The sequence below is a fragment of the Streptomyces niphimycinicus genome, from assembly GCF_018883605.1.
Classification (GTDB): Bacteria; Actinomycetota; Actinomycetes; order Streptomycetales; family Streptomycetaceae; genus Streptomyces; species Streptomyces niphimycinicus.
In genome coordinates this window covers 1-22,429 of the sequence record NZ_JAHLEM010000269.1, presented here as the reverse complement: position 1 = coordinate 22,429, position 22,429 = coordinate 1, and the positions used below count along the sequence as shown (strand labels likewise).

Annotated in this window: 27 protein-coding genes and 1 pseudogene; 13 read left to right on the top strand and 15 right to left on the bottom strand. The window is 70.4% G+C overall.

Annotated features, from left to right (window positions below; translation table 11 throughout):
• Positions 1-510, bottom strand: a 510-nt coding sequence (locus KN815_RS23885; protein WP_507229908.1) for an NsdA family TPR-like regulatory protein, incomplete at its 3' end; no start/stop codon positions are given.
• A gap of 204 nt (positions 511-714) precedes the next feature.
• On the opposite strand from KN815_RS23885, the gene lipB reads away from it, so the two are divergent.
• The 4 genes from lipB to KN815_RS23865 all read left to right on the top strand — a co-directional run bounded on the left by lipB (position 715) and on the right by KN815_RS23865 (position 3,864).
• Positions 715-1,539, top strand: coding sequence for a lipoyl(octanoyl) transferase LipB (gene lipB / locus KN815_RS23880; RefSeq protein WP_216343985.1), 825 nt, complete (start codon positions 715-717; stop codon positions 1,537-1,539).
• 239 nt (positions 1,540-1,778) lie between these two features.
• On the top strand, positions 1,779-2,729 hold the full coding sequence (lipA, locus tag KN815_RS23875; protein WP_216343984.1) for a lipoyl synthase: 951 nt from the start codon (positions 1,779-1,781) through the stop codon (positions 2,727-2,729).
• A gap of 246 nt (positions 2,730-2,975) precedes the next feature.
• Positions 2,976-3,173, top strand: coding sequence for an SCO2195 family GlnR-regulated protein (locus tag KN815_RS23870; protein ID WP_216343983.1), 198 nt, complete (start codon positions 2,976-2,978; stop codon positions 3,171-3,173).
• Between the two features lie 10 nt (positions 3,174-3,183).
• Positions 3,184-3,864: a DUF4191 domain-containing protein gene (locus KN815_RS23865; protein WP_216343982.1), complete on the top strand. Its 681-nt coding sequence runs from the start codon at positions 3,184-3,186 to the stop codon at positions 3,862-3,864.
• Positions 3,865-4,033: 169 nt separating this feature from the next.
• Here the strand turns inward: KN815_RS23865 and KN815_RS23860 are convergent, their stop codons facing one another.
• Positions 4,034-4,501, bottom strand: a complete 468-nt coding sequence (locus KN815_RS23860) for an RDD family protein (RefSeq protein ID WP_078641008.1) — start codon at positions 4,499-4,501, stop codon at positions 4,034-4,036.
• Positions 4,502-4,755: 254 nt separating this feature from the next.
• Here KN815_RS23860 and glnA point away from each other — a divergent pair, with 254 nt between their 5' ends.
• Positions 4,756-6,165, top strand: coding sequence for a type I glutamate--ammonia ligase (gene glnA, locus KN815_RS23855; RefSeq protein WP_216343981.1), 1,410 nt, complete (start codon positions 4,756-4,758; stop codon positions 6,163-6,165).
• A 75-nt stretch (positions 6,166-6,240) separates the two neighbouring features.
• Here the strand turns inward: glnA and KN815_RS23850 are convergent, their stop codons facing one another.
• The 5 genes from KN815_RS23850 to KN815_RS23830 form a co-directional block, all read right to left on the bottom strand.
• Positions 6,241-6,831: an Ig-like domain-containing protein gene (locus KN815_RS23850; RefSeq protein ID WP_216343980.1), complete on the bottom strand. Its 591-nt coding sequence runs from the start codon at positions 6,829-6,831 to the stop codon at positions 6,241-6,243.
• A 215-nt stretch (positions 6,832-7,046) separates the two neighbouring features.
• Positions 7,047-7,616, bottom strand: coding sequence for a hypothetical protein (locus KN815_RS52275; protein ID WP_372458450.1), 570 nt, complete (start codon positions 7,614-7,616; stop codon positions 7,047-7,049).
• Between the two features lie 182 nt (positions 7,617-7,798).
• Positions 7,799-9,019 (bottom strand): Ig-like domain-containing protein, encoded by a 1,221-nt coding sequence (locus KN815_RS23840; RefSeq protein ID WP_216343979.1) that lies wholly within the window; start codon positions 9,017-9,019, stop codon positions 7,799-7,801.
• Between the two features lie 436 nt (positions 9,020-9,455).
• Complete coding sequence (locus tag KN815_RS23835) at positions 9,456-10,094, bottom strand: LysE family translocator (protein ID WP_216343978.1); 639 nt, start codon at positions 10,092-10,094, stop codon at positions 9,456-9,458.
• 94 nt (positions 10,095-10,188) lie between these two features.
• Complete coding sequence (locus tag KN815_RS23830; protein WP_216343977.1) at positions 10,189-10,779, bottom strand: TetR/AcrR family transcriptional regulator; 591 nt, start codon at positions 10,777-10,779, stop codon at positions 10,189-10,191.
• A 197-nt stretch (positions 10,780-10,976) separates the two neighbouring features.
• Between KN815_RS23830 and KN815_RS23825 the strand changes: the two genes are divergently transcribed.
• Positions 10,977-11,915, top strand: coding sequence for an alpha/beta fold hydrolase (locus KN815_RS23825; RefSeq protein WP_216343976.1), 939 nt, complete (start codon positions 10,977-10,979; stop codon positions 11,913-11,915).
• 100 nt (positions 11,916-12,015) lie between these two features.
• Here KN815_RS23825 and KN815_RS23820 read toward each other — a convergent pair whose 3' ends face one another.
• Positions 12,016-12,546, bottom strand: coding sequence for an inorganic diphosphatase (locus tag KN815_RS23820; protein WP_301184625.1), 531 nt, complete (start codon positions 12,544-12,546; stop codon positions 12,016-12,018).
• An 85-nt stretch (positions 12,547-12,631) separates the two neighbouring features.
• Positions 12,632-13,339, bottom strand: a complete 708-nt coding sequence (locus KN815_RS23815; protein ID WP_253209199.1) for a TetR/AcrR family transcriptional regulator — start codon at positions 13,337-13,339, stop codon at positions 12,632-12,634.
• Positions 13,340-13,516: 177 nt separating this feature from the next.
• On the opposite strand from KN815_RS23815, the gene KN815_RS23810 reads away from it, so the two are divergent.
• The 4 genes and pseudogenes from KN815_RS23810 (at position 13,517) to KN815_RS23800 (ending at position 15,861) form a co-directional block, all read left to right on the top strand.
• Positions 13,517-14,572 carry a medium chain dehydrogenase/reductase family protein gene (locus KN815_RS23810; RefSeq protein ID WP_216343974.1) on the top strand — a complete coding sequence of 352 codons (1,056 nt, stop codon included), beginning with the start codon at positions 13,517-13,519 and terminating at the stop codon, positions 14,570-14,572.
• Positions 14,569-14,823, top strand: a pseudogene (locus tag KN815_RS50665) (carotenoid oxygenase family protein); the annotation flags it as partial. The gene KN815_RS23810 and the pseudogene KN815_RS50665, both read left to right, overlap by 4 nt.
• On the top strand, positions 14,750-15,160 hold the full coding sequence (locus KN815_RS51890; RefSeq protein ID WP_308403672.1) for a carotenoid oxygenase family protein: 411 nt from the start codon (positions 14,750-14,752) through the stop codon (positions 15,158-15,160). The pseudogene KN815_RS50665 and the gene KN815_RS51890, both read left to right, overlap by 74 nt.
• 68 nt (positions 15,161-15,228) lie before the next feature.
• Complete coding sequence (locus KN815_RS23800) at positions 15,229-15,861, top strand: GntR family transcriptional regulator (protein WP_216343973.1); 633 nt, start codon at positions 15,229-15,231, stop codon at positions 15,859-15,861.
• Positions 15,862-15,943: 82 nt separating this feature from the next.
• On the opposite strand, the gene KN815_RS23795 is transcribed toward KN815_RS23800, so the two are convergent.
• The 3 genes from KN815_RS23795 to KN815_RS23785 form a co-directional block, all read right to left on the bottom strand.
• Positions 15,944-16,324, bottom strand: a complete 381-nt coding sequence (locus tag KN815_RS23795) for a cupin domain-containing protein (protein ID WP_216343972.1) — start codon at positions 16,322-16,324, stop codon at positions 15,944-15,946.
• On the bottom strand, positions 16,321-17,130 hold the full coding sequence (locus KN815_RS23790) for a carbon-nitrogen hydrolase family protein (protein ID WP_216343971.1): 810 nt from the start codon (positions 17,128-17,130) through the stop codon (positions 16,321-16,323). The genes KN815_RS23795 and KN815_RS23790 overlap by 4 nt, the downstream gene beginning before the upstream one ends.
• Before the next feature lie 209 nt (positions 17,131-17,339).
• Positions 17,340-18,704: an MFS transporter gene (locus KN815_RS23785; RefSeq protein WP_216343970.1), complete on the bottom strand. Its 1,365-nt coding sequence runs from the start codon at positions 18,702-18,704 to the stop codon at positions 17,340-17,342.
• 227 nt (positions 18,705-18,931) lie between these two features.
• On the opposite strand from KN815_RS23785, the gene KN815_RS23780 reads away from it, so the two are divergent.
• Positions 18,932-19,651 carry a DUF2848 domain-containing protein gene (locus KN815_RS23780; RefSeq protein WP_216343969.1) on the top strand — a complete coding sequence of 240 codons (720 nt, stop codon included), beginning with the start codon at positions 18,932-18,934 and terminating at the stop codon, positions 19,649-19,651.
• Between the two features lie 136 nt (positions 19,652-19,787).
• Here the strand turns inward: KN815_RS23780 and KN815_RS23775 are convergent, their stop codons facing one another.
• A complete protein-coding gene (locus tag KN815_RS23775; protein ID WP_216343968.1) occupies positions 19,788-20,228 on the bottom strand; it encodes an SPW repeat protein in 441 nt (146 codons plus the stop codon).
• 219 nt (positions 20,229-20,447) lie between these two features.
• Positions 20,448-20,819 (bottom strand): 5-carboxymethyl-2-hydroxymuconate Delta-isomerase, encoded by a 372-nt coding sequence (locus KN815_RS23770; protein WP_216343967.1) that lies wholly within the window; start codon positions 20,817-20,819, stop codon positions 20,448-20,450.
• Between the two features lie 190 nt (positions 20,820-21,009).
• Between KN815_RS23770 and KN815_RS51590 the strand changes: the two genes are divergently transcribed.
• Together KN815_RS51590 and KN815_RS23765 are read left to right on the top strand one after the other, a co-directional pair.
• A complete protein-coding gene (locus tag KN815_RS51590) occupies positions 21,010-21,141 on the top strand; it encodes a hypothetical protein (protein WP_272933700.1) in 132 nt (43 codons plus the stop codon).
• Between the two features lie 72 nt (positions 21,142-21,213).
• Positions 21,214-21,813 carry a winged helix-turn-helix domain-containing protein gene (locus KN815_RS23765; protein ID WP_216343966.1) on the top strand — a complete coding sequence of 200 codons (600 nt, stop codon included), beginning with the start codon at positions 21,214-21,216 and terminating at the stop codon, positions 21,811-21,813.
• A gap of 125 nt (positions 21,814-21,938) precedes the next feature.
• On the opposite strand, the gene KN815_RS23760 is transcribed toward KN815_RS23765, so the two are convergent.
• Positions 21,939-22,429 (bottom strand): MMPL family transporter (locus KN815_RS23760; protein ID WP_216343965.1); only part of this gene is annotated, 491 nt, incomplete at its 5' end.

Here is a 22,429-nt window from a genome sequence, read left to right as displayed (position 1 = left end):
CCCCGTCCCCGCTCCCACGCCCGCCCCCGCCGGGGCGCCGCCCGCCGGTGGCTCACCGCGCGCCACCCGGTCGTCGGGCCGCCCGATCAGCCAGTCGCGGCTGGGGACGACCAGCCCCGCCGGGGTGAAGGCGATCTTCCGCAGCTCCGCATGGCTGCCGGAGTCCTTCCGCCACAGCCCGCTGACGATGTCCACCGCCTCCTGCGGGGTGGCGGCGAACTCCAGCCCCGCGTAGACGGGCGCACAGGCGTCCAGGCCGAGGTCCTGGGCGGTCAGCCGGCGCCCCAACCGCCGGGTGAACACCTCGGCGATCAGCGCCGGGGTGGTGCCGCGTGGCTGCTGTCCGCGCAGCCACCGCGTCACCGATGTCTTGTCGTACCGCAAGTCCAGACCGTGCTCCAGCCCGAGCTGGTCCACCCGCCGGGCCAGCCCAGCGTTGGAGAAGCCAGCCTCGGCGATGAGCGCGGCGAGCTGACGATTGGGAATGCGCTGTGGGGGTCGTTCCGTCATCAGCTTGCCGGTCTCCCTGATCGCTCTGTGGAACGGCGCGAATGTAACTGCCGCTCGAGGGCTGATCGCGGCCGTCGGGCGGCATTCATCCGATCGTGTGAGAACGGGCCGGGTGAGGACGTAAGGGGTCACGGTCGTACAGTGGCGGGGGCGCCGCCGCGAGGCTCCGCCCCCAATCGCACGTGGGCCGAGAAGGAGCTTGCCGTGACCGCCGTGACCACTGCTTCGCCGGGGTCGGTCCCCGGTTCACCGGCACTGCGCTACGTCCACCTGGGCTTCGGCGCGGACGCCGTGGACTACGAGGAGGCGTGGCAGGAGCAGCGCCGGGTGCACGCCGCCCGCTTCGCGGACGAGATCCCCGACACCTGCCTGCTGCTGGAGCACCCCCCGGTCTACACGGCGGGGCGGCGCACGGCCGACAGCGAGCGCCCCCTGGACGGCACCCCCGTGGTGGACGTGGACCGCGGCGGCAAGATCACCTGGCATGGCCCGGGTCAGCTCGTCGGCTATCCGATCCTCAAGCTGCCGCGCCCGGTGGACGTCGTCGCGCATGTCCGCCGCCTGGAGGAGGCGCTGCTGCGCACCTGCGCGGAGTTCGGCGTGGAGACCACCCGGGTGGAGGGCCGCAGCGGGGTGTGGGTGCTGGGCGACCCGGTGGACCAGCGCCCCGCGCTCGGCGGGCTGAAGCTGGACTTCGACCCGCGGGTGGCGGACGAGGAGTTCGACGCACGGCTGAACGGGCCGGAGTACGCCCCGTCCAACGCCGGGCAGCGCCGTGAGGACCGCAAGCTGGCCGCGATCGGGGTGCGGATCGCCAAGGGCGTGACGATGCACGGCTTCTCGCTCAACTGCAATCCGGACAACACCTGGTTCGACCGGATCGTGCCGTGCGGGATCCGGGACGCGGGTGTGACCTCGCTCTCGGAGGAGCTGGGCCGGGATGTGCCGATCGCCGAGGTGCTGCCGGTCGTCGAGCGGCATCTGCGGGAGGTCCTGGAGTCCGCCGTCCCGCTGCCCCGGGCGGTCTGACCCTCCCGGGCCGGGCCCACCGGTCGGGCCCATCGATCGAGCCCATCGATCCGGCCCACCGGTCGGGCCCCAGCAGCCCGGCCCTGCCGGGAATGCGCCCTCACCGCCATCGGTTGCCCTGGACGTAAATGCGTACGAACCACGGGCGTACTCTGGTGACCGCCGACGATTCGAAAGCCCGCCGGCAAACTCGCCACGCCGAGCCGCCAAGCAGAGTCAAGCAAAGAGGAGTGCCGGACGTGTCCGCAATCGCACCCGACGGACGCAAGATGCTGCGCCTGGAGGTCCGGAACAGCCAGACCCCCATCGAGCGCAAGCCCGAGTGGATCAAGACCCGGGCGAAAATGGGCCCCGAGTACACCGAACTGCACAGCCTGGTGAAGCGCGAGGGCCTGCATACGGTGTGCCAGGAGGCGGGCTGTCCGAACATCTTCGAGTGCTGGGAGGACCGCGAGGCGACGTTCCTCGTCGGTGGGGAGCAGTGCACCCGGCGCTGTGACTTCTGCCTGATCGACACCGGCAAGCCGGAGCCTCTGGACCGCGACGAGCCGCGCCGGGTGGCCGAATCCGTACGCACGATGGAGCTGAAGTACGCGACCATCACCGGTGTCGCCCGGGACGACCTGGAGGACGGCGGCGCCTGGCTGTACGCGGAGACCGTCCGCCAGATCCACTCCCTGATGCCGGACACCGGTGTGGAGCTGCTGATCCCGGACTTCAACGCGGTCCCCGAGCAGCTCGCCGAGGTCTTCTCGTCCCGCCCCGAGGTGCTCGCGCACAACGTCGAGACGGTGCCGCGGATCTTCAAGCGCATCCGTCCCGGCTTCCGCTACGAGCGCTCGCTCGAGGTGATCACCAAGGCGCGCGAGGCGGGTCTGGTCACCAAGTCCAACCTGATCCTGGGCATGGGCGAGGAGCGCGAGGAGATCAGCCAGGCGCTCCAGGACCTCCATGACGCGGGCTGTGAGCTGATCACCATCACCCAGTACCTGCGGCCGTCCGCCCGGCACCATCCGGTGGATCGCTGGGCCAAGCCGCAGGAGTTCGTGGAGCTCAAGGAGGAGGCCGAGGAGATCGGCTACGCGGGCGTCATGTCCGGCCCGCTGGTCCGCTCCTCCTACCGGGCCGGCCGGCTGTATCAGCAGGCCATCGAGCGGCGCAATGTCGCCGCGGCCTCCCCGGCGGTCTGAGTTCACACTCCGTCACATACTGTGCTCCGATCGGCCGTGTGAGCAACACGCTGTGTGATTGCGAGCACACACATATCCGAGGGCTCCGAAAACGCCGCAGGTCAAGGGCGGGATACGGGCCGCAGCAGGGCTTCATCGGTGTTTGACCGGCCAGTCACGCACTGGTAACACCATTGGGTAACGATTGAGCCACGCACTGCTTATACGTTGTGCGTAGCGATCATCCGCCGCTTCCGAGGGGTATCCATGCCGGCTGCGCCCGTACGCCCGTCCGTCACCGACGCGCTCCTCGTCCTGGAGGGTCTGCTGCTGCGGGGCGGGCAGCGCACCGCCCGCCGCAACGCCTGGACGGCCGTGCTCGAGGACCGCCGTCGGGCCAAGGACCGGGACGAGGCCGAACACGTGCTGGAGGCCGTGTCCACCAGTGCCTCCCAGGCCACGTAAACTTCGCTGTATGGCGAGGAAGGAAACATCCGAGAACCCCGGGCGGCTGAAGCAGATCGCCCTGACCTACAAGATGACCAAACGGGTCGACCCCAAGGTCACTCTTGTCGTCGCCGGCGTGGGGATTGTCACCTTCGGTGTCCTTCTCGCGATCGGCTTCCTGATCGGTCACCCGATCTTCACCGGCATCCTGGGCTTCGTCCTGGCGTTCCTCGCGATGGCGATCATTTTCGGCCGCCGTGCCGAGCGGGCCGCCTTCGGACAGATGGAGGGCCAGCCGGGCGCGGCGGCGGCGGTGCTGGAGAACGTGGGCCGCGGCTGGTCGGTGACCCCCGCGGTGGCGATGAACCGGAGCCAGGACGTCATCCACCGCGCGGTGGGCAAGGCGGGCGTCGTACTGGTCGCCGAGGGCAACCCGAACCGGCTCAAGGGCATGCTGGCCGCCGAGAAGAAGAAGATGGCGCGCATTGTCGCGGAGGTCCCGGTCCACGATGTGATCGTGGGCTCCGGCGAGGGCCAGGTCGAGATCAAGAAGCTCCGCACCACGCTGCTGAAGCTTCCGCGGGTGCTGCCCGGCGCACAGGTCACGGTGGTCAACGACCGGCTGCGCGCACTGGGCGATCTGATGAGCAACATGCCGATTCCGAAGGGCCCGATGCCCAAGGGGATGCGGATGCCGAAGGGGCGCTGAGCCCTCCCCGCACCACCGAAACGGATACGCGACGGCGGCCCGGACATGGAGTCCGGGCCGCCGTTTCGTGCGTTACGCCGTTGTACGCAATCCGCCGCGCGTCATCGGGTGATCCCGCCGCACGTCATCGGGTGATCCCGCCGCGCGTCATCCGGTGTGATCCCGGGGCTCAGACCCTGATCTGCACGGCGCGGGAGAGCCGGTCGTGCAGCCCGCGGGTGTCGCGGTCCCAGACCACCGCCGGGATGACCAGCACCACCAGCACACTGCGCAGCACGGCCTTCGGCAGGCTCAGCCGCACCCCGCCCTCGCCGATGACCCGCAGCTTCAGCAGCAGCTTGCCGGGGGTGGCGCCGACGGTGCCCACCGTGACCAGGCTCAGCACCAGGAAGACCAGCAGCGCCCAGTTCCCGGCGGCCTGGGCGTCGCGGCCGGACAGCAGGGCGTAGGAGACGAGCAGGCACAGGGCCCAGTCGATGAAGAGCGCCCCGAAGCGGCGTCCCAGCGGCGCTATGGCGCCCGGTCCGCTCTCGGGGAGCCCGAGTCCCTGGCCCCGGTAGCCGAAGTCGACGCCCATGTCCTCGGCGGCCGCGCGGGGCCCGGAAAGCCACGATCCGATTGCTTGCCTCTTGTCCACCCGTCTACGTTACTGCGACCGCATACGTTCCCCGGGCCTGGCCCCCGCCCGCTGGTTCCGGGCCGGCCGTTCGATGCCTTTCCCGAGGCCACGAGGTCCCCGCAACCCCCCTCGGGCCGGTTAACCTGGGTGAAACAGATGGGTCATGCCCGGGAAATCCCGTCTGCCTATGGTCGGCGACAGCGCGCCACCGCACATGGACCGCGCGACCGGACAAATCCCCGTCCCACCGCGGCCGGGCTAGGAGGAGTTGGATGTTCCAGAACGCCGACGACGCTCGGAAGTACATCTCGGACGAGGACGTCAAGTTCGTCGACGTCCGCTTCTGCGACCTTCCCGGCGTCATGCAGCACTTCACCGTACCGGCGGAGGCGTTCGACCCGAACGAGGAACTGGCCTTCGACGGCTCGTCGATCCGCGGCTTCCAGGCCATCCACGAGTCGGACATGGCCCTGCGCGCGGACCTCTCCACGGCGCGTGTCGACCCGTTCCGCCGGGACAAGACCCTCAACATCAACTTCTTCATCCATGACCCGATCACGGGTGAGCAGTACAGCCGCGACCCGCGGAACATCGCCAAGAAGGCCGAGGCGTACCTCGCCTCCACCGGCATCGCGGACACCGCGTACTTCGGCCCGGAGGCGGAGTTCTACGTCTTCGACAGCGTGCGCTTCGACACCAAGGCGAACGAGTCCTTCTACCACATCGACTCCGAGGCGGGCGCCTGGAACACCGGCGCGCTTCAGGACAACCGTGGCTACAAGGTCCGCTACAAGGGCGGCTACTTCCCGACCCCGCCGGTCGACCACTTCGCCGACCTGCGCGCCGAGATCAGCCTGGAGCTGGACAGGGCCGGTCTCCAGGTCGAGCGCCAGCACCACGAGGTGGGCACCGCCGGCCAGGCCGAGATCAACTACAAGTTCAACACGCTGCTGGCCGCGGCCGACGATCTGATGCTGTTCAAGTACATCGTCAAGAACGTGGCGTGGAAGAACGGCAAGACCGCGACCTTCATGCCGAAGCCGATCTTCGGTGACAACGGCTCGGGCATGCACGTCCACCAGTCGCTGTGGCAGGGCGGCTCCCCGCTCTTCTACGACGAGCAGGGCTACGCGGGCCTGTCGGACACCGCCCGCTACTACATCGGCGGCATCCTCCGGCACGCCCCGTCGCTGCTGGCCTTCACCAACCCGACGGTGAACTCCTACCACCGCCTGGTCCCGGGCTTCGAGGCGCCGGTCAACCTGGTGTACTCGCAGCGTAACCGCTCCGCCGCGATGCGTATCCCGATCACCGGCTCCAACCCGAAGGCCAAGCGCGTCGAGTTCCGCGCCCCGGACTCCTCCGGCAACCCGTACCTGGCCTTCTCCGCCCTGCTCCTCGCGGGTCTGGACGGCATCAAGAACAAGATCGAGCCGGCCGAGCCGATCGACAAGGACCTCTACGAGCTCGCCCCCGAGGAGCACGCGGGCGTCCCGCAGGTCCCGACCTCCCTCCCGGCCGTCCTCGACTCCCTCGAGGCCGACCACGAGTTCCTCCTCCAGGGCGGGGTCTTCACCTCCGACCTGATCGAGACCTGGATCGACTACAAGCGCACCAACGAGATCGCCCCGCTCCAGCTCCGCCCGCACCCGCACGAGTTCGAGCTGTACTTCGACGTGTGATCCGTACCGGCTCCGGCCGAGCCCCCGCCGCCGCCCCGATGGGCGGGGCGGGGGCTCGGCGTTTGTGCGGAGGGGTCAGGCGGTGGGGTTGACGGTCTGGGTGTCGGTGCCGGAGGACGGCAGGAAGCTGGTGTCGCCGTTGTAGAAGGCGACGACGGGGTGGGTGCCCACGCCGAGGGTGTTGAGGGACAGCGTCGCGGTGCCCGCCGACAGGGGCTGGACGAAAGCGCCGCCGCCGGAGCCGCCGATGATGAAGGTGACCGTCCCGGTCGGGACGCCCGCGCCGGGTGCGACCGGGGTGACGGTGGCGGTGAACGTCACCGACTGCCCCACCGTGGACGGATCCGGCGACGAGGACACCGATGTGGTGGTCGCCGACTGGACGACGAGGATGACGTTGGCCCCGGTGGAGGGGGAGAAGTTGGTGTCACCGTTGTAGTTGGCGAGGACGGCGTGGGCGCCGACGCTCAGGCTGGGGACGGTGACCGAGGTGGTCCCGCCCGACAGCGTCCCGGTCAGGGTCGGGCCGCCGGTGACGACGAAGGTGACGGTGCCGGTGGGAGTTCCGGTGCCGAGCGGGATCACGGTGGCGGTGAGCGTGACCGACTGTCCGAACGTCGCGGGTTGGGGTGAGACCGTGACCAGGGTGATCGTGGGCGTAGCCATGGTGGCCCTCCAAATGGTGTGGGGTGGTGGGCCGTTGCTCGCCACGCATGCGGGAACACGGCGCGGCGGCGCATCGGAGGCTAGGGGGTGCGCACTTACGGCGATCGACGCGGGAAGATCCCCGCGTCGCCGTCCCCCGGCAGATGTGGAACCCACCGGTCTGTAGCACCAGTAGGCGCGCGACTCGCCGCCACCGCCAGAGAGTTGCCGCCTAATTACCCCGGATAGCGCAGCGCTCGACGGGCTTCCCCGCGCACACCATCCGCCTCGTGCGGCGCGCGTTCCGCACGGTCGGGGCACCGCGTACGCACCGCGCATATGCGTGTGCCGGGGCCGTGCCGGGACCGTGCCGGGGCCTGCCGCGGGCACGTCGGGCCGGGGTCAGCCACCGAAGTCGCCTCGAAGCCACCGCCGTCGCCGAAACCACCGCCGTCGCCGAAACCACCACCGAAGTCGCCTGTGTCGTAGCCCGTCTCGTAGCCGGGGTCGAGGGACCCGCCCAGCAGTGTGCCGATCAGCGGTCCGGGCAGCAGCATCGAGCCGTATCCGTCGAAGTACCCGCCGGCCCAGGGCCCGTAGGCCGGACCGGCCTCCCAGTACGGGCGCCGCCGGTCGCCGCCGGCCGGGACGGTGCGGGAGTCCGGATCGAGGCCGTCGTCGATGCGGGCGGCGTCCGCGGCACAGGCGGGGACGGTCGACGGCGGCCCGCAGCCGTCCGAAGACGCGCTCGCCCTCGTACGCGGGGTTGTCCGGCAGGACGGCGACGTAGACGGGCACGCCCGCATCGCGGATATGCGCCACCAGGCGGCGCGACTGTCCGGCGCTCAGTGCGTCGGCGGCACCGGGATCGACGTATACCGGGCTGTTCCGCAGCGCCTTGCCGATCTTGTGCACATCACATCCGATGTACGTGGCTGGGCCCCGCCACTGCCCCTTTCGGCGGTGGCGGGGCCCAGTGCTGTGGGGATCAGCTCATGGTGGTGGTCACTGTGCCGCTGTCCGGCTCCGTGACGACCTGGATGTACTCGGAGACGCCGGAGGCGCCGAAATTGGCGTCCCCCTCGTAGACGGCGCTGACGTCCCAGTTGCCTGCCGTCAGCGCCCGTTCGAGGAAGACGAATCCATTGGCGTCCAGGGTGGGGCTGCTGGTGATCGTGTCCACACCGTTGGTGAGGGTGAAGGTGACCGGGCCCGTCGGGGTGCCGTCGCCGGGCGGGATGGCTTCCACGAAGGCGACGAAGTCGACGGGTGTGCCCGCCTCGGACGGGTTGGGGTTGGAGCTGATCGAGGTCTTGGAGTTCGCGAAGTTCACCACCTGTGTGAGCGGCGCCGACGTCGACGTGGCGAAGTTGGTGTCACCGTTGTAGGTGGCCGTCACGGTGTGCGACCCCGTGCCCGGGGCGCTGGTGGTGAACGTCGCCGTGCCGCCCATCAGCGGCTGGGTGGATGTGACCCCGTCGGGGTCGGTGATCGTGAAGGTGACCGATCCGGTCGGGGTGCCGCTCGCGGGCGGGTCCGGCGTGACCGTGGCGGTGTACGTGACCGGCTGACCGAAAACGGACGGGTTGACCGAGGACGTCGGCGTGGTGGTCGTCGCCGCGGGGCCGGGGTTCACGGTGTGGGTGTCGGTGCCGGTGGACGGCAGGAAGTCCGTGCTGCCGCTGTAGGCGGCCACCACGGCGTGGGTGCCGACGCCGAGGGTGCTGAGGCTGAGTGTCGCCATGCCGCCGGACAGCGGCTGGGTGAACGTACCGCCTCCGCTGCCGCCGATGGTGAAGGTGACCATGCCGGCCGGAACGCCCGCGCCCGGCGCGACCGGGGTGACCGTGGCGGTGAACGTCACCGACTGCCCCGGCGTCGAGGGGTCCGGCGCCGAGGTCACCGTGGTCGTCGTCGATGCCGGAATCACCAGGACGGCCGTGGTGCCGGTGGACGAGGTGAAGTTGGCGTCGCCGTTGTAGGTGGCGCTGACGATATGGGTGCCACCGCTCAGACCGCTCGCGGTGACCGAGGCGATCCCGTCCGACAGCGTCCCGGTCAGGGTGGGGCCGCCGCTGACCACGAAGGTGACGGTGCCGGTGGGGGTTCCGGTGCCGAGCGGTATGACGGTGGCGGTGAGCGTGACCGACTGCCCGGAGACCGCGGGGTTGGGTGACGCCGTGACCAGGGTGACAGTGGGTGAAGCCATGACGGACCCTCCAAAGCGGATGGATTGGTGGGCCGTTACTCGCCGTGCGCGACTGCGAGCGCGCGGAGCGGTGCATCGGAGGCTAGGGGATGCCGGGGGGGTGCGCACTTACGGCGATCCACCCGGGAACATCCCCGGGTCGCCGTCCCCCGGCAGATGGGGAACCCACCGGTCTGTAGCACCAGTAGGCGCGCGATATACCGCAAACGCCAGAGAAGCACCCCGAATTGCCCCATACAGCCCAGCGCTCGCCCCTTCCTCCGGCGCACCTCCCACCCCGCGCACGGCGCGCGTCCCGTCCCCCGGACCCCCGCGCACGCGTGGCGCCGGAGCATACGGAACGGGGAAAACGAGGGAACCGGAGAAAACGGGAAACCGGGGAAACGGGGGATCCGCCGCCGGGCGACGGATGAGCCCATGTGCGGCTGGTCGGCAGCTAGTCGGTGCGGCCGGTCGCGGCGACGGTGACACCGAGGCCGATCATGGAGAGTCCGCCGACGCCGCCGACCAGGGCGAGGCGTCGCGGGGAGCGGGCGAACCAGGTGCGGGCGGTGGCCGCGGCCAGGCCCCAGACGCTGTCGGAGACCACCGCGATGGCGTTGAAGATCAGGCCGAGCAGCAGCATCTGGAGGGCGACATGCCCCTGGCCACGGTCGACGAACTGGGGCAGTACGGCGGCGAAGAACACGATCGTCTTGGGGTTGGCCACACCGACCGCGAACCCTTCCCACAGGGTGCGCAGGCCCCCGCGGGTGGGGCCGTCGCCGGTGAAGGCGGCGTGCAGGGAGCGGCGCTGCCGCACGGCCTTGACGCCCAGGTGGATCAGATACGCGGCGCCCACCAGCTTCAGCGTGGTGAAGACGATGGCCGAGCGCTCCACCACGGAGCCGACGCCCAGCGCCACGGCCACGACCAGCACATACGCCCCGAGCGTATTGCCGATGACCGTGGTCAGCGCCGCGCGGCGGCCCTGGGCCAGTGCCCGGCCGACCACGAAGAGCACGCTGGGGCCGGGGATCACGATCAGCAGAAAGGACATGACGGCGAAGGCGAGCAGCCGGTCGGTGGATACCATGGGGCGCATCGAAGCACGCGGACGGGGTGCGGCTCCAGCCCTTTTTCCGGTCATCCGAGGCCGGATGAGGTCTCGTCCGGTCCGGTCCGCAGCGCTACTTGCGCGTGCGCGACGCCTGGGAGAGCGCGTCGATGGTTACGCCCACGATGGCCAGGAGCTGCGCCGGGCCGGCCCCGGCTCTGCTCATGACGGCGAGAGACTGGTTCACGGCGGCCACGTGTTCAGCGAAGGTCTCGGCGTCCTGGTCGGTGAATCGGCCTGCCTTCAGTGCGGCGCGCAGACGCGAGCGCTGGAAGCCCAGCGCCTCCTTCGCGCGTGCCGCGACGCTCTGGCTCAGCACCGGAATGGCCATGGCCGATTGGGCGACCAGGCACCCATCCGGCAGTTCGGGATCGGCGATGCGCTCGAGGGTGACGTCGAAGAACGCACGAACGGCCGCAAGAGGCTCGGAGGCCGCACACGACAGGGCGGTGTCGTACTTGTCGCCGTAGCGCGCGGCATAGCGATCCAGGCAGCGCAGGTAGAGCGCGTCCTTGTCGCCCAGCGAGGAGTAGATGGAGCTGCGGTTCAGGCCGGTTGCCCGGGACAGATCGTCCACTGAGGTATCGGCGTAGCCGACGCGCCAGAACTGGATCATCGCGGCGTCAAGTGCCGTGTCCATGTCGAATTGCTTCTTGCCTGCCACGTGGCACTTCCTTGCCGGTGTGTCGATGTTCCGTGCTGCGCCGACCATCCTATCTTGAACCAGTCAGTTCAAGATGTGTTAGCGTCCAAGCCTGGTCATGGCCGGGCGTCCCCCGCTCCCGGCATCTGCGTTGCGCTCGTGGGCCCAACCCCGGGCGAGGCTCCGAACCAGGACACCCACACCGACGGAGGATCCCCGTGACTGACCCTGCGACCAGCGCTCGGCACGTCCGCGAAAGTAACCCTGTCCCCGATCTGCCCCTGCACGACCTGGCGGGATTCACTCACCGCTGGGTTGACGCCGACGGCGTCCGCCTTCATGCCGTCGAAGGCGGCCGGCCGACCGGCCCAGCCATTGTCCTGCTCGCCGGATTCCCGCAGACCTGGTGGTCATGGCGGAAGGTCATGCCCAGCCTCACCGACCGGTTCCACGTCATCGCGATCGACCTGCCGGGTCAGGGCCACTCCGAGCGTCCGGAGCGCAGCTACGACACGCACACGGTCGCCGCGCATGTCCACGCCGCCGCGAAGGCTCTCGGAGTGTCGACTTACTGGCTGGTCGCCCACGACATCGGCGCCTGGGTCGCTTTCTCCCTCGCACTCGAATTCGAAAGCCAACTGCGCGGAGTCGCTCTGCTCGACGCCGGAATTCCCGGCATCACCCTCCCCGAGGCGATTCCCACCGACCCGGATCGGGCGTGGAAGACCTGGCATTTCGCGTTCCACCTCGTGCCCGACCTGCCCGAGACGCTGCTTGCCGGCCGCGAACGGGACTACGTCGGCTGGTTCCTGAAAGTGAAGGCCCTCTCTCCCGACACGTTCGAGGACGCCGAGTTCGACCACTACGCAGCGGCCGTCGCCGTCGACGGTGGCCTCCGCGCTTCCCTCGCCTATTACCGGGACTCCGCCGAGTCGGCGCGCAAGAACCACGAGGCGCTCAAGCGAGGGCACCTGACCGTGCCCATACTCGGAATCTCCAGCAGCCACGGCTCCATCCCGGACATGGCGTCCTCCATCGGCCCATGGGCCGATGACGTCACCGGAGTCGTCGTGCCCGACGCCGGCCACTTCATCCCCGATGAGCAGCCCGAAGCCGTCGCTGCCGCTATAGCCGATTTCATCCTCGACGGCGCCTGACACCGGTCAGACCTGCCGCAGCGCGGGGAGACGGCCTGAGCGCAGGCGCCGTGAGCGCAGGCGCTGTGCGGGCGGGCTCCCGGAAGGCCGGTCCTGGTGGTCAGGGGCTCGGGAACCAGCCGGTTTCGGCGGCGCGGGCGCGGGAGGCGGCTATTTCGGCGTAGGCCCGGTCACGGCCCTCCCAATGGGAGCCCTCGACGGACTTGCCGGGCTCGAGGTCCTTGTAGACCTCGAAGAAGTGGGTGATCTCCCGCCGGTCGAATTCGGGAACGTCCTCGATGTCCTGGACGCCGACATAGCGCGGGTCATGGGCCGGGACGCAGAGGATCTTCTCGTCCGGGCCCTGCTCATCGCGCATGCAGTACATGCCGATGGCGCGGCAGAGGATGACACAGCCGGGGAAGGTCGGCTCGGCGACGGTGACAAGGGCGTCCAGCGGATCGCCGTCCCGGCCGAGGGTGAGGTCGACGAAGCCGTAGTCGGCCGGGTACTTCGTCGAGGTGAACAGCATCCGGTCCAGCCGGATCCGGCCGGTGTCATGGTCCATCTCGTACTTGTTGCGGGACCCCTCCGGGATCTCCACGACCACATCGAACTCACCGTGCTCCATCGCGGCCTCACCGTGCCCCATCGCGGCCTCCGGTCACCCGTGCGCGCTCCGCTGTCCTTCCAGTGTGCGCCCGGCCCGCAGGGCGGGCAGCTCGGACCCGGGCATCTCAGCCGCCCCGCACGAGGGCGTCGATCTCGGCCTCGAAGAGGACCGAGGGATCGAAGCCCATGCCCGTGAACTGGCCTTGCACATCAAGGCTGATCACGCCGTGGAGCCGGGTCCAGGTGCGCAGCGCACGGCCCTTCAGCTCGCCACCGGGCTCCTCCCCGGCCGTCCAAGGACCCGCGCCCTCCAGATGGCGCGCCAGCTCGGCCTCGAGCTCGGTGAGGGGCTGCCGGCCACTCATGGCGGCGCCACTCCCCTCGGCGACGCCGCCACCGGCACCGGCACCGCCACCGGCACCGGCACCGCCACCGGCACCGCCACCGGCACCGGCACCGCCACCGCCGACGGTGGCGCAGGCGTCGACGATGGTCCGCATCAGACCGGCCGAGATCTCGGTGGTCTCCGGCGGCGCGTGGTAACCGGGCACCGGGGTGCCGTAGATGAGCAGATAGCGGTCGGGCTGCCGCTTCGCCCAGTCGCGCAGGGCGAGGGCCAGTGCGCGGAAGCGGTCGGCGGGGACGGCGTCGGCGACGGCCCGGGCGAGGGCCTCGGCCAGATCGCGGTAGGCGTCGATGATCAGCTCGGTCAGCAGCTCGTCCCGGCTCGCGAAATAGCGGTAGAGCGCGGGGCCGGTCATGCCCATCGCCTTCGCGATCGCGTTCACCGAGATGCCGGCGGTGCCCGACTCGGAGAGCTGGGTCAAGGCCACGGCCTTGGCCTCCTCCCGGGTCTGTCTGCGGTAGCGCTCTCGCCGTGGTGTCGCCATGGGCGGGCCTCTCGTACGGGTCGTCGATCTCGGACTTGACACTTCGAGAGTAACAGGTTCATTGTTTGGTTAGAAGTTCTCACAACAACGAGAACTCCTCACAGGAAAGCGAGATCCGCCATGATCACCGAAGTCGTTCTGCCGGGCCAGGTGGAGCCGGAGGGGCTCCAGCTCCGCACCCGTCCGCTGCCCGAGCCCGGTCCCGGGCAGGCGCTGGTGGCCGTCGAGGCGTCGGGGGTCTCCTTCGCCGAGCAGCAGATGCGCCGCGGGAAGTACTACGACCAGCCGCCGTTCCCCTTCGTGCCCGGCTATGACCTGGTGGGCAGGGTGGTCTCGACCGGCCCCGGGGTGGATCCGGCCCTGCGGGGGCGCCGGTTCGCGGCGCTCACGAAGATCGGCGGCTGGGCCAGCCACGCCCTCGTCGCCGCGGGCGATCTGGTGGAGGTCCCCGAGGGGGTGGACCCGGCCGAGGCCGAGACGGTGGTGGTCAACGGGATCACGGCCTGGCAGATGCTCCACCGCGTGGCCAAGGTGCGCCCCGGGGCGACCGTGCTGGTGCACGGGGCCAATGGCGGAGTGGGCACCACACTGGTCCAGCTCGCCCGCCATGCGGGCGTCAAGGTCATCGGCACCGCCTCGCCCCGCCATCACGACGCGGTGCGCGCCCTCGGCGCCACCCCGCTCGACTACCGTGATCCGGATCTGCCCGGCCGGGTGCGCGCGCTGGCGCCGGGCGGGGTCGACGCGGTCTTCGACCACGTCGGCGGCGAGGGCATCGTCGACTCCTACCGGCTGCTCGCCCGCGGCGGCACGCTGGTCTCCTACGGCACGGCGGCCACCCGGGACATCCCCGGATCGTCCCGGACCCCGGTGCTCAAGCTGTTCGCCCGGCTGACCCTGTGGAATCTGCTGCCCAACGGACGGGGGGCGCACTTCTACAACCTCTGGGCCGGACGGCGGCGGCCGGCCGCCTACCAGGCGCGGATCCGCGCCGATCTGGGGCAGGTGCTGGCGCTGCTGGCGAGCGGTGAGTTCACCGCACTGGTGGCGGCGCGGATACCGCTCTCCGATGCCGCGGAGGCGATGCGGCTGGCCGAGTCCGGCACCGTCACCGGAAAGGTCGTCCTGGTCACGGACCAGGACGCCCGCCAGGGCGGCGAGGAGGGCACCCGATGAGCGACAAGCCCTATGTCAGCGGTCACTACGCCCCGATGGCGGTGGAGTCGACCGTCTGGGGCCTCACCGTCCACGGCTCCCTGTCTCCCGAGCTGACCGGCCGCTATCTGCGCAACGGCCATAACCCCCCGCCCGGGGTGGTGCCGTCACACTGGTTCAAGGGCAGCGGCATGGTCCATGGGCTGCGGCTGCGCGACGGAAGAGCGGAGTGGTACCGCAACCGCTGGGTGCGGACACCGGCCCTCCACAGCGCCATGGAGACGGCCACGGGCGGCGAAGAGGCCGCCCCCGGCGGCGAGGGACGCGGCCACCGGGGCCCGGCAGATAGCGCCGACCGGACCGGGCCGGATGCCCGGGGAGGCGGTGTTCGTGCCCGCGGATGGGGGCGACGGAGTGGGCGGAGGAGGAGGCGAGGACGACGGCTATCTTCTGACCCTCGTCAGCGACCTCCGCCGGGACGCCTCCGAACTGATCGTCCTGGACGCCCGGGACATCACTGCCGCCCCCGTCGCCACCGTGGAGCTGCCCCACCGTGTCCCCGCGGGGATCCACGGCTCCTGGATCCCCGACTCGGCCACCGGTCCGTGATAATTTTCGTATACGAGTTGTATGCGAAGTTGTATGCGAAGTTGTATGCGAAGCAGCATGGGGGCCCAGTGCCAGCGCAGTCCGGACGAGAAAAGGCGTACACGTTCCTCAAGGAAACCGTGCTGACCGATCCTGACATGCAGGGCCGATTCCTCACCGAGCAGGAGATCGCCGACCGGATCGGCATCTCGCGGACCCCGATCCGCGAGGCCCTGCTCCTGCTGGCGGCCGAGGACCTGGTCCAGCTCGTCCCCAAGCGGGGTGCGCATATCGCCCCGCTCTCCGGCAGGGAGATCACCGAGCTGATGGAGCTGCGCGGGATCGTCGAGCGCTACGCCGCCGAGCACACCATCGAGGCGGGCACGGTGCCGGTCGCGAAGCTGGTGGAGCTGCTGGACCGGCAGCGCGAGCTGATGGGGCCTGACCAGGCCAAGGAGTTCATCGCCATCGACCACCTCTTCCACGCGACCATGGTCGCCGCGGTGGGCAATGAACTCCTCAGCCGGCACTACGAGGGGCTGCGCAGCCGTCAGATCCGGGCCGGGGTGGTGGCCCTGTACAACCAGACCGGCCGCCAGGAGGAGGTGCTCGGCGAGCACCGGGCGATCCTGGACGCGGTGGCCTCCGGGGACAGGGAGGCGGCCGGCACGGCGATCAGCGCTCATCTGGAGTCGACGCTGAAGGTACTGCTCACCGGGTGACTCCCGGCCCGGCGGCCGGACGAGTGAGCCACCGCCCGGCGGCCGGACGAGTGAGCCACCGCCCGGCGCCCGGACCGGTGCGTCACCGCTCGGCGGGGGCCTCCGGATACGTGATCACCAGCATGGTGACGCCCTCCTCGGAGACCCAGGGGCCATGCGGCATCCCCGGGGGGCGACAGGCGTAGAAGCCGCGCGAGAAGGTCTTCCCCAGGGTCAGATCGCGCATGCTGCCCTCCAGGAGATAGACCTCCTCCCAGCCGTCGTGGCGGGCGACCCCGGACGGGGAGGTGTCCGTTCCCGGCTCCCAGCGCACCAGGGCGGTGGTGTGGGTGCCGCTCGCGTCCACGGCCAGGATCTGTTCGCTGACCCCCGCGCCCGCGCCCGGCGGCTGCTGCCAGGGCCCGGAGGGCAGATGGAATTCGAGCTCCGGTTTGGCCCCTTCGGCCTCGTGGGCGCCGCTCACGGGTTCACCCCCAGCCTGCGGTTGGCCAGGACGGACACCGTGCGGCGCACCGCCGTGACCTCGTCGGTGTCCACGTCCCCCACCAGCAGCCCGGGCCCCGCGTCCAGCCGCTCCCGTACGGTGCCGTCGGGGCCGATCAGGGCGCTGTGGCCGATCCCGGTGGGGGCGGAGGGCTCGGCGGTCACACCGGACGCCGCCGGGTCGGCCTGGCCCACGGCCGCCAGCCAGATGGTGGCGTCGAGCGCCCGCGCGCGGGTCAGCAGCTCCCACTGCTCGCGCTTGCCGGGACCCGCGCCCCAGGAGGCGGGCAGCACGGAGAGCACCGCGCCCGCGTCGGCGTGGGCCCGGAAGAGCTCGGGGAACCGTACGTCGTAGCAGGTGGCCAGGCCGATCCGGACGCCGTCGAGGTCGAAGGTCACCACCTCGGAGCCCGGTGCCACGGTCTTGGACTCGGCGAAGCCGAAGGCGTCATAGAGATGGATCTTGTCGTAGGAGGTCTCCACCCCCGGGCCGGTGGCCAGCAGGGTGTTGGTCACCCGGCCGTCGGGCGCCGGGGTGAACATCCCGGCCACGATCACCAGCCCGGCGTCCTTCGCGAGCTGCCGGACCTCGGTGGCCCAGGGCCCGTCCAGCGGTTCGGCGATCGGGCCGAGCCGGGTGCCGAAGCAGGCCATGGCCGCCTCCGGGAAGACGACCAGCCGCGCCCCGGCCTCCGCCGCACGCTGTGTCTCCTGGCGCAGCAGGGCGAGGTTCGAGGCCGGGTCCGGGCCCGTGGTGAGCTGGCTCAGTGCGATGCGGAGGGGCATGGCGGGTGCTGCCTCATTTCCTGGTCGGGAGGGTCGGAGTGTAGGCGGGGTATCGGGGTACCGGGGTACCGGGGTACGCGGTCCCGTCCCGCGTAAGTGATCCCATCCCGCCCCTTCCCCGGCACGGCTCGCTTTACAGCTCCGCGGAGCCGGGAGCCGGGAGTCGGGAGCCGGGCGCGGGGCCAGGGCGGAGAGGGGGGACGGAACAGTCAGGACACGGTGGTGGCGGAGGAGGAGGTGGCGGTGTGGCCGACGGGAAGCGGCTCCGGCTCCTCCTCTTCGGCGACGGAGGGGTCCCGGCCCAACCAGAGACCCGCCACCGTGACCGCGGCGGTGATCGCGATGTAGATGGCCAGCGGCACCCAGGCGTGATAGGTCCCCAGCAGCGCGGTGAAGAGCAGTGGCGCGACCGCGCCGCCGATGATCCCGGCGAGGGTGTAGGCGAGCGAGGAGCCGGTGTAGCGCAGCCGCGGGGAGAACTGCTCGGCGACGAAGGCCGCCTGCGGCCCGTACATCAGCGAGTGGATCACCAGCGCGCCGACGACCCCGAGGGTGAGCAGCACCCAACTGCCGTCCGCGACCATCGGGAAGAACAGAAACGGCCAGACACCGGCGGCGACGGCGGAGCCCGCGTACAGCCACCGCCGGTTGACGCGGTCCGAGAGCGCCCCGGCCAGCGGGATGAGCACGATCTGTAGCGAGGAGCCGATCAGCACGGCGGTGAGTGCCGAGCCGCGTGACATGTCGAGTTCCTCGGTGGCGTAGGTGAGCACGAAGACGGTGAACATCGCGTACAGCACATCCGGGGCGACCCGGCAGAGGATCGCGGCGGTCAGCGCCCTCGGCTGGGTGGTGAACACCTCGCGCACCGGTGCCTCCGGGCGGTCCTGCGCGGCCTCCATCGCCTTGAAGACCGGGGTTTCCTCCAGCTTGGCGCGGACCCACAGGCCGAATCCCACCAGGGCGCCGGAGAGCAGGAACGCCACCCGCCAGCCCCAGCTCAGGAACTGGTCCTCCGTCAGCAGCGCGCCCAGCGCGGCCAGGACGCCGTTGGCCAGCAGATTGCCCGCCGGAGGGCCGACCTGCGCGGCGGAGGCGTAGAAGCCGCGTCGCCGCGGATCGCCGAACTCGCTGGACAGCAGTACCGCACCGCCCCACTCGCCGCCGACGCCGACGCCCTGGGCGAAGCGCAGCAGGACCAGCGCGGCGGGGGCCGCGACGCCCACCGTGGCATAGGTGGGCAGCAGCCCGATCAGCAGCGTGGCGCTGCCGATGAGTACGAGCGTCGCGATGAGCACCTTTTTGCGGCCGATGACATCGCCGAGCCGGCCGAAGACAAAGCCGCCGAGCGGCCGGGACACATAGCCGACGGCGTAGGTGGAGAACGCCAGCAGGGTGCCGGTGAAGGGGTCCTTGGAGGGGAAGAAGAGGTCGCCGAAGACCAGGGCCGCGGCGGCGGAGTAGACGGCGAAGTCGTACCACTCCAGGGCGGTGCCGGTGAGGCTGGCGACGAAGGCGCGGCGGACCCCGGACCGGTCGGCCCGGGGCGGTGCGCTCGATGCGGTGGGCTGCATGTTCCGTCCTCGAATGGTGCGTGAGGCTTACGTGATGGTACGTGGCGTTTGCGCGGTGGTGCGATGAGATGGTCGGGGGTGTGCGTGGGTCGACCTTCCGGCATACTTGTTGTATACCAAGCGTATGCGCAACCCCTCCGGGGGAAGTTAACCGCTTCGAAATCGCAGAAACAGCAGATCGCCGAAGAGCACGATCGCCCCACCGCGCCTTGGAGAGCTCAACACCCATGTCAACGCAGCCGCAGCCCGCACAGCCCGCCCGATCCCCGCTCACCTTCGAACTCCCCGATGGCTCCCTCCACCACGTGGAGGTCGTCCAGGTGCTCAACGCGGGCTACGCGGGACGCAGCCAGGACGATGTGGCCGCCCATGTCGCCGAGCTCGCCGAGCTGGGCGTGCCCGCCCCCTCCGTGACGCCCGCCCTCTACCCCGTCTCCCCCTACCTCGCCCAGCAGACCGGCCAGGTCAGCGTCCAGCACGCCCGCACCTCGGGCGAGGCCGAGTGGGCGCTGGTCGTGGCCGCAAACGGGGAGCTGCTGCTGACGGCGGCCTGCGACCACACCGACCGGGCCCTGGAGGTGCACGGCGTGGCCTGGAGCAAGAACGCGGCCCCCGATGTGCTGGCCACCCGCGCCTGGCGGCTCTCCGATGTGGAGTCCCGCCTGGACGATCTGACGCTCCGTGCCTGGGTCACTCACGACGGTGAGGAGACCGAGGTGCAGAGCGGCACCCTGGCCGAGCTGCTGCCGCCGTCCTACTGGGTCGAGGTGCTGCGCGAACGCGGCGACCTGGTGCCCGGCACCGTGCTGATCTCCGGCACCATCCCGATGGCCGAGGACGTGGACCAGTTCGCCGGGCACTGGCGGGTGGAGCTGGGCGACCCGGCCACCGGCCGGACCATCGACTGCTCCTACGACGTGGTCCCGCTGCCCGAGCCGATCGGCTGAGACGGCCCGCGCACAGACACCGGCAACGCGCGAAAAGCACCGGTACGCGCGAAAGCCGTCCACCGCACGACCCCCGAGAGGCGTGCGGTGGACGGCCTTCGCCGATACGCAGACCGTTCAGTGATTCAGCGTCCGGTCAGGTCTCCCTGCCCTTCCGCATCACCATGCCGGCTGCGATCAGGCCGAACAGGCAGGTGACGGCACCCACGACGACATTGTTCACGATCATCCCGATATCGGGACCCCGGGCAACCACCCAGGGGGAGATGATCATCCATACACCGATCGCGGACATGGCCCAGCACAGGCTGTACATCCTCCTCGGCGCCGTGGTGAGGCCGATCCCCAGCAGGGCGATCGCGATACCGAGGACGAGGTTGTTGACCATGAGGTTGGGGCTGGTGCCCGAGAAGTGCACCACCCAGGGAGATATGGCGAAGTACAAACCGGCGAGAAGCACCGGCCCGTCGAGGAAGACAACATCCCGAGCGTCCATCATGCGCGCGTAGCGCTCCCGCATCTCGGACACGTCGGGGTGGCCCGTAATATCACCTTTCGCACGTGAGACGTCGGCCATGCGACTCGCCTCCTTCGATCCATGCAAGTCCGACCGCGCAGTGCGGTAAAAACACCGCACCCCCATTGTGCGCCTCGTGTTGCTATATAGGTAGATGTCTGATTCACATCGAATGACGTATAGTTCGCGATCGGCCGCCGTACGACACGCGTCGCACGGGAGACACGGGGGCACGGGGGCACGGGGGCACGGGGGGCGCGGCGGGAGGCAGGGGGAGCGTCAGGCCGGATGGACCGCCTCGTGCTTCTCGTAGCAGTCACGGTCGAGATCGCGGACATCGACGGTGGTCTGCACGGTCAGCCCCGGCACGGGCGCCACATGGGCACGGGCCACCTCCAGCACGGCGGCGGACAGCTCCCGCTTGGTCCCGGCGTCGCGCCCGGACAGGATGGACACCTCGATATGGATCATGGCGAGGTCCGCGGCGCCGTCCGCGAGATGGGCCTCCTCTATCCGCCGGAAGCGGGTCTTGCAGCCCGCCACCGCCGTGTCGACGGTCTTGGCGACCACCGGATGCAGGGCGGCGCCGAAGCCGGGGCGGTCGAACGCGTCGGTCAGGGTGTCGGAGTATTCGACGATGATGTGCGGCATGGGCTTGCGCTCCTCCAGGGGTACGCGGCGGCCGGTGGCGCTGCCGCGTGGGGCCTCTTACGCGGGCATCGTCGCACCTCTTCCCACTCCACGGCCGAGCGCCCCGGGCCCGCCGACCGCTTCGGCCCCAGCCCCGTATCCGGCTCGGTTCCCCTTCAGCCCCGACCCCGGTATCTGCTTCAATAGGCCCATGGCCAGCCTCCATGACACCGCGACGGGTCGTTACGACCTCGAGCCGTTCTGGCCGTCCCGGCAGGCGCACCACTTCGACCGCGAGTGTTGCCGCGCATCCGATGCGCGGGCCCGCTCGCTCGGCCGCTGACCTCTCCGCCCGGCCGCCCAGCCCGCGCGCACGACGTCCATTGACGCCTTCTCGCGCGAAAGAGCTGACCTCATGACGAACCTCCGTAGCCTGTCGTCCGCCTCCGCTCCCGCCGCCGCTTCGGCAACGTCCGCTCCGGCGAACCGCCAGCGGCTGCGAGCCGTCGCACCGGACGAGGTGCCGCCGGTCGCCGATCTGCTGCACCCCGGCGCCACCTGGCTGCCCGCTCCCCCGCACACCCTGCCCACGCTCCCCGGCCATCCGCCGATGGTCGGCTATCTGGTGCTGGTCCCGGCCGACCGGCAGCGGTCCCAGGCGGCGGGGCCGCCCCCGGAGGGCACACCGGCGGTGACGGGCGAAACGAGCGAGACGGGCGAGACGGGCGACGAGCTCATCCGGATCGACCCCGACCACCGGACCGCCGAGGTCGCGGGGCGGCCGCTGGAGCTGACCTATCTCGAGTTCGAGCTGCTGAGCCATCTCGTCGCCCATCCGCACCGGGTGCACTCCCGCGATCAGCTCGTGACCACGGTGTGGGGGTACGGCCATGTCGGCGACGGCCGGACCGTCGATGTCCATGTGGCCCGGCTGCGCCGCAAGATGGGCCCCGAGCACCGGGGGACGATCGTGACGGTGCGGCGGGTGGGGTACAAGTACGTGCCCACCGTCTGACCGTATCCGTGAACCCATGACGCCCGCCGTGCCGGACAGACCAGAAGCCTGTCCGGCACGGCGGACGCGTACCCGGACGCGTACCCGGACCCGTACCGGACCCGTACCCGGATGCGGACCCCCGCTCAGCGGCCCGCCCCCACCAGCGGCGGCCGCGGCCGCTCCACCGGCTCCTCGCCGTGGTCGATGCTCGGCAGCCACCGCAGGGCGCGCGGCAGATACCAGTTGCGCTCCCCCAGCAGCGCCATCACCGAGGGCAGCAGCACCATCCGCACCAGCGTGGCGTCCACCAGCACCGCGACCGCGAGCCCGACGCCCATCTGCTGCATGTCCTGCATCCGCAGCAGCGCGAAGACCGCGAACACGGCGACCATGATGGTGGCCGCCCCGGTGACCGAGCCCGCCGTCGTCCGGATGCCCTCACGGATCGCGTCCCGGGTGGCGAGGCCCCGTTCATGGGCCTCCCGGATCCGCGAGACCACGAAGACGTGGTAGTCCATCGACAGCCCGAAGAGGATGACGAGGACGAACAGCGGCATCCACGATTCGATCGCCCCGGCCGGCTCCATCCCCAGCAGCTCCGCGCCCCAGCCGTGCTGGAAGACGGCGGTCATGG

Excerpts from the sequence above, each read along its gene's own strand:
- KN815_RS23870 (WP_216343983.1), top strand. The coding sequence starts at position 2,976 with ATGCCGGCTGCGCCCGTACGCCCGTCCGTCACCGACGCGCTCCTCGTC.
- KN815_RS23865 (WP_216343982.1), top strand. The coding sequence starts at position 3,184 with ATGGCGAGGAAGGAAACATCCGAGAACCCCGGGCGGCTGAAGCAGATC.
- glnA (WP_216343981.1), top strand. The coding sequence starts at position 4,756 with ATGTTCCAGAACGCCGACGACGCTCGGAAGTACATCTCGGACGAGGAC.
- KN815_RS23850 (WP_216343980.1), bottom strand. The coding sequence starts at position 6,831 with ATGGCTACGCCCACGATCACCCTGGTCACGGTCTCACCCCAACCCGCG.
- KN815_RS52275 (WP_372458450.1), bottom strand. The coding sequence starts at position 7,616 with ATGCGGGCGTGCCCGTCTACGTCGCCGTCCTGCCGGACAACCCCGCGT.
- KN815_RS23840 (WP_216343979.1), bottom strand. The coding sequence starts at position 9,019 with ATGGCTTCACCCACTGTCACCCTGGTCACGGCGTCACCCAACCCCGCG.
- KN815_RS23835 (WP_216343978.1), bottom strand. The coding sequence starts at position 10,094 with ATGGTATCCACCGACCGGCTGCTCGCCTTCGCCGTCATGTCCTTTCTG.
- KN815_RS23820 (WP_301184625.1), bottom strand. The coding sequence starts at position 12,546 with ATGGGGCACGGTGAGGCCGCGATGGAGCACGGTGAGTTCGATGTGGTC.
- KN815_RS23810 (WP_216343974.1), top strand. The coding sequence starts at position 13,517 with ATGATCACCGAAGTCGTTCTGCCGGGCCAGGTGGAGCCGGAGGGGCTC.
- KN815_RS51890 (WP_308403672.1), top strand. The coding sequence starts at position 14,750 with ATGGGCTGCGGCTGCGCGACGGAAGAGCGGAGTGGTACCGCAACCGCT.
- KN815_RS23790 (WP_216343971.1), bottom strand. The coding sequence starts at position 17,130 with ATGCCCCTCCGCATCGCACTGAGCCAGCTCACCACGGGCCCGGACCCG.
- KN815_RS23785 (WP_216343970.1), bottom strand. The coding sequence starts at position 18,704 with ATGCAGCCCACCGCATCGAGCGCACCGCCCCGGGCCGACCGGTCCGGG.
- KN815_RS23780 (WP_216343969.1), top strand. The coding sequence starts at position 18,932 with ATGTCAACGCAGCCGCAGCCCGCACAGCCCGCCCGATCCCCGCTCACC.
- KN815_RS23775 (WP_216343968.1), bottom strand. The coding sequence starts at position 20,228 with ATGGCCGACGTCTCACGTGCGAAAGGTGATATTACGGGCCACCCCGAC.
- KN815_RS23770 (WP_216343967.1), bottom strand. The coding sequence starts at position 20,819 with ATGCCGCACATCATCGTCGAATACTCCGACACCCTGACCGACGCGTTC.
- KN815_RS51590 (WP_272933700.1), top strand. The coding sequence starts at position 21,010 with ATGGCCAGCCTCCATGACACCGCGACGGGTCGTTACGACCTCGAGCCG.
- KN815_RS23765 (WP_216343966.1), top strand. The coding sequence starts at position 21,214 with ATGACGAACCTCCGTAGCCTGTCGTCCGCCTCCGCTCCCGCCGCCGCT.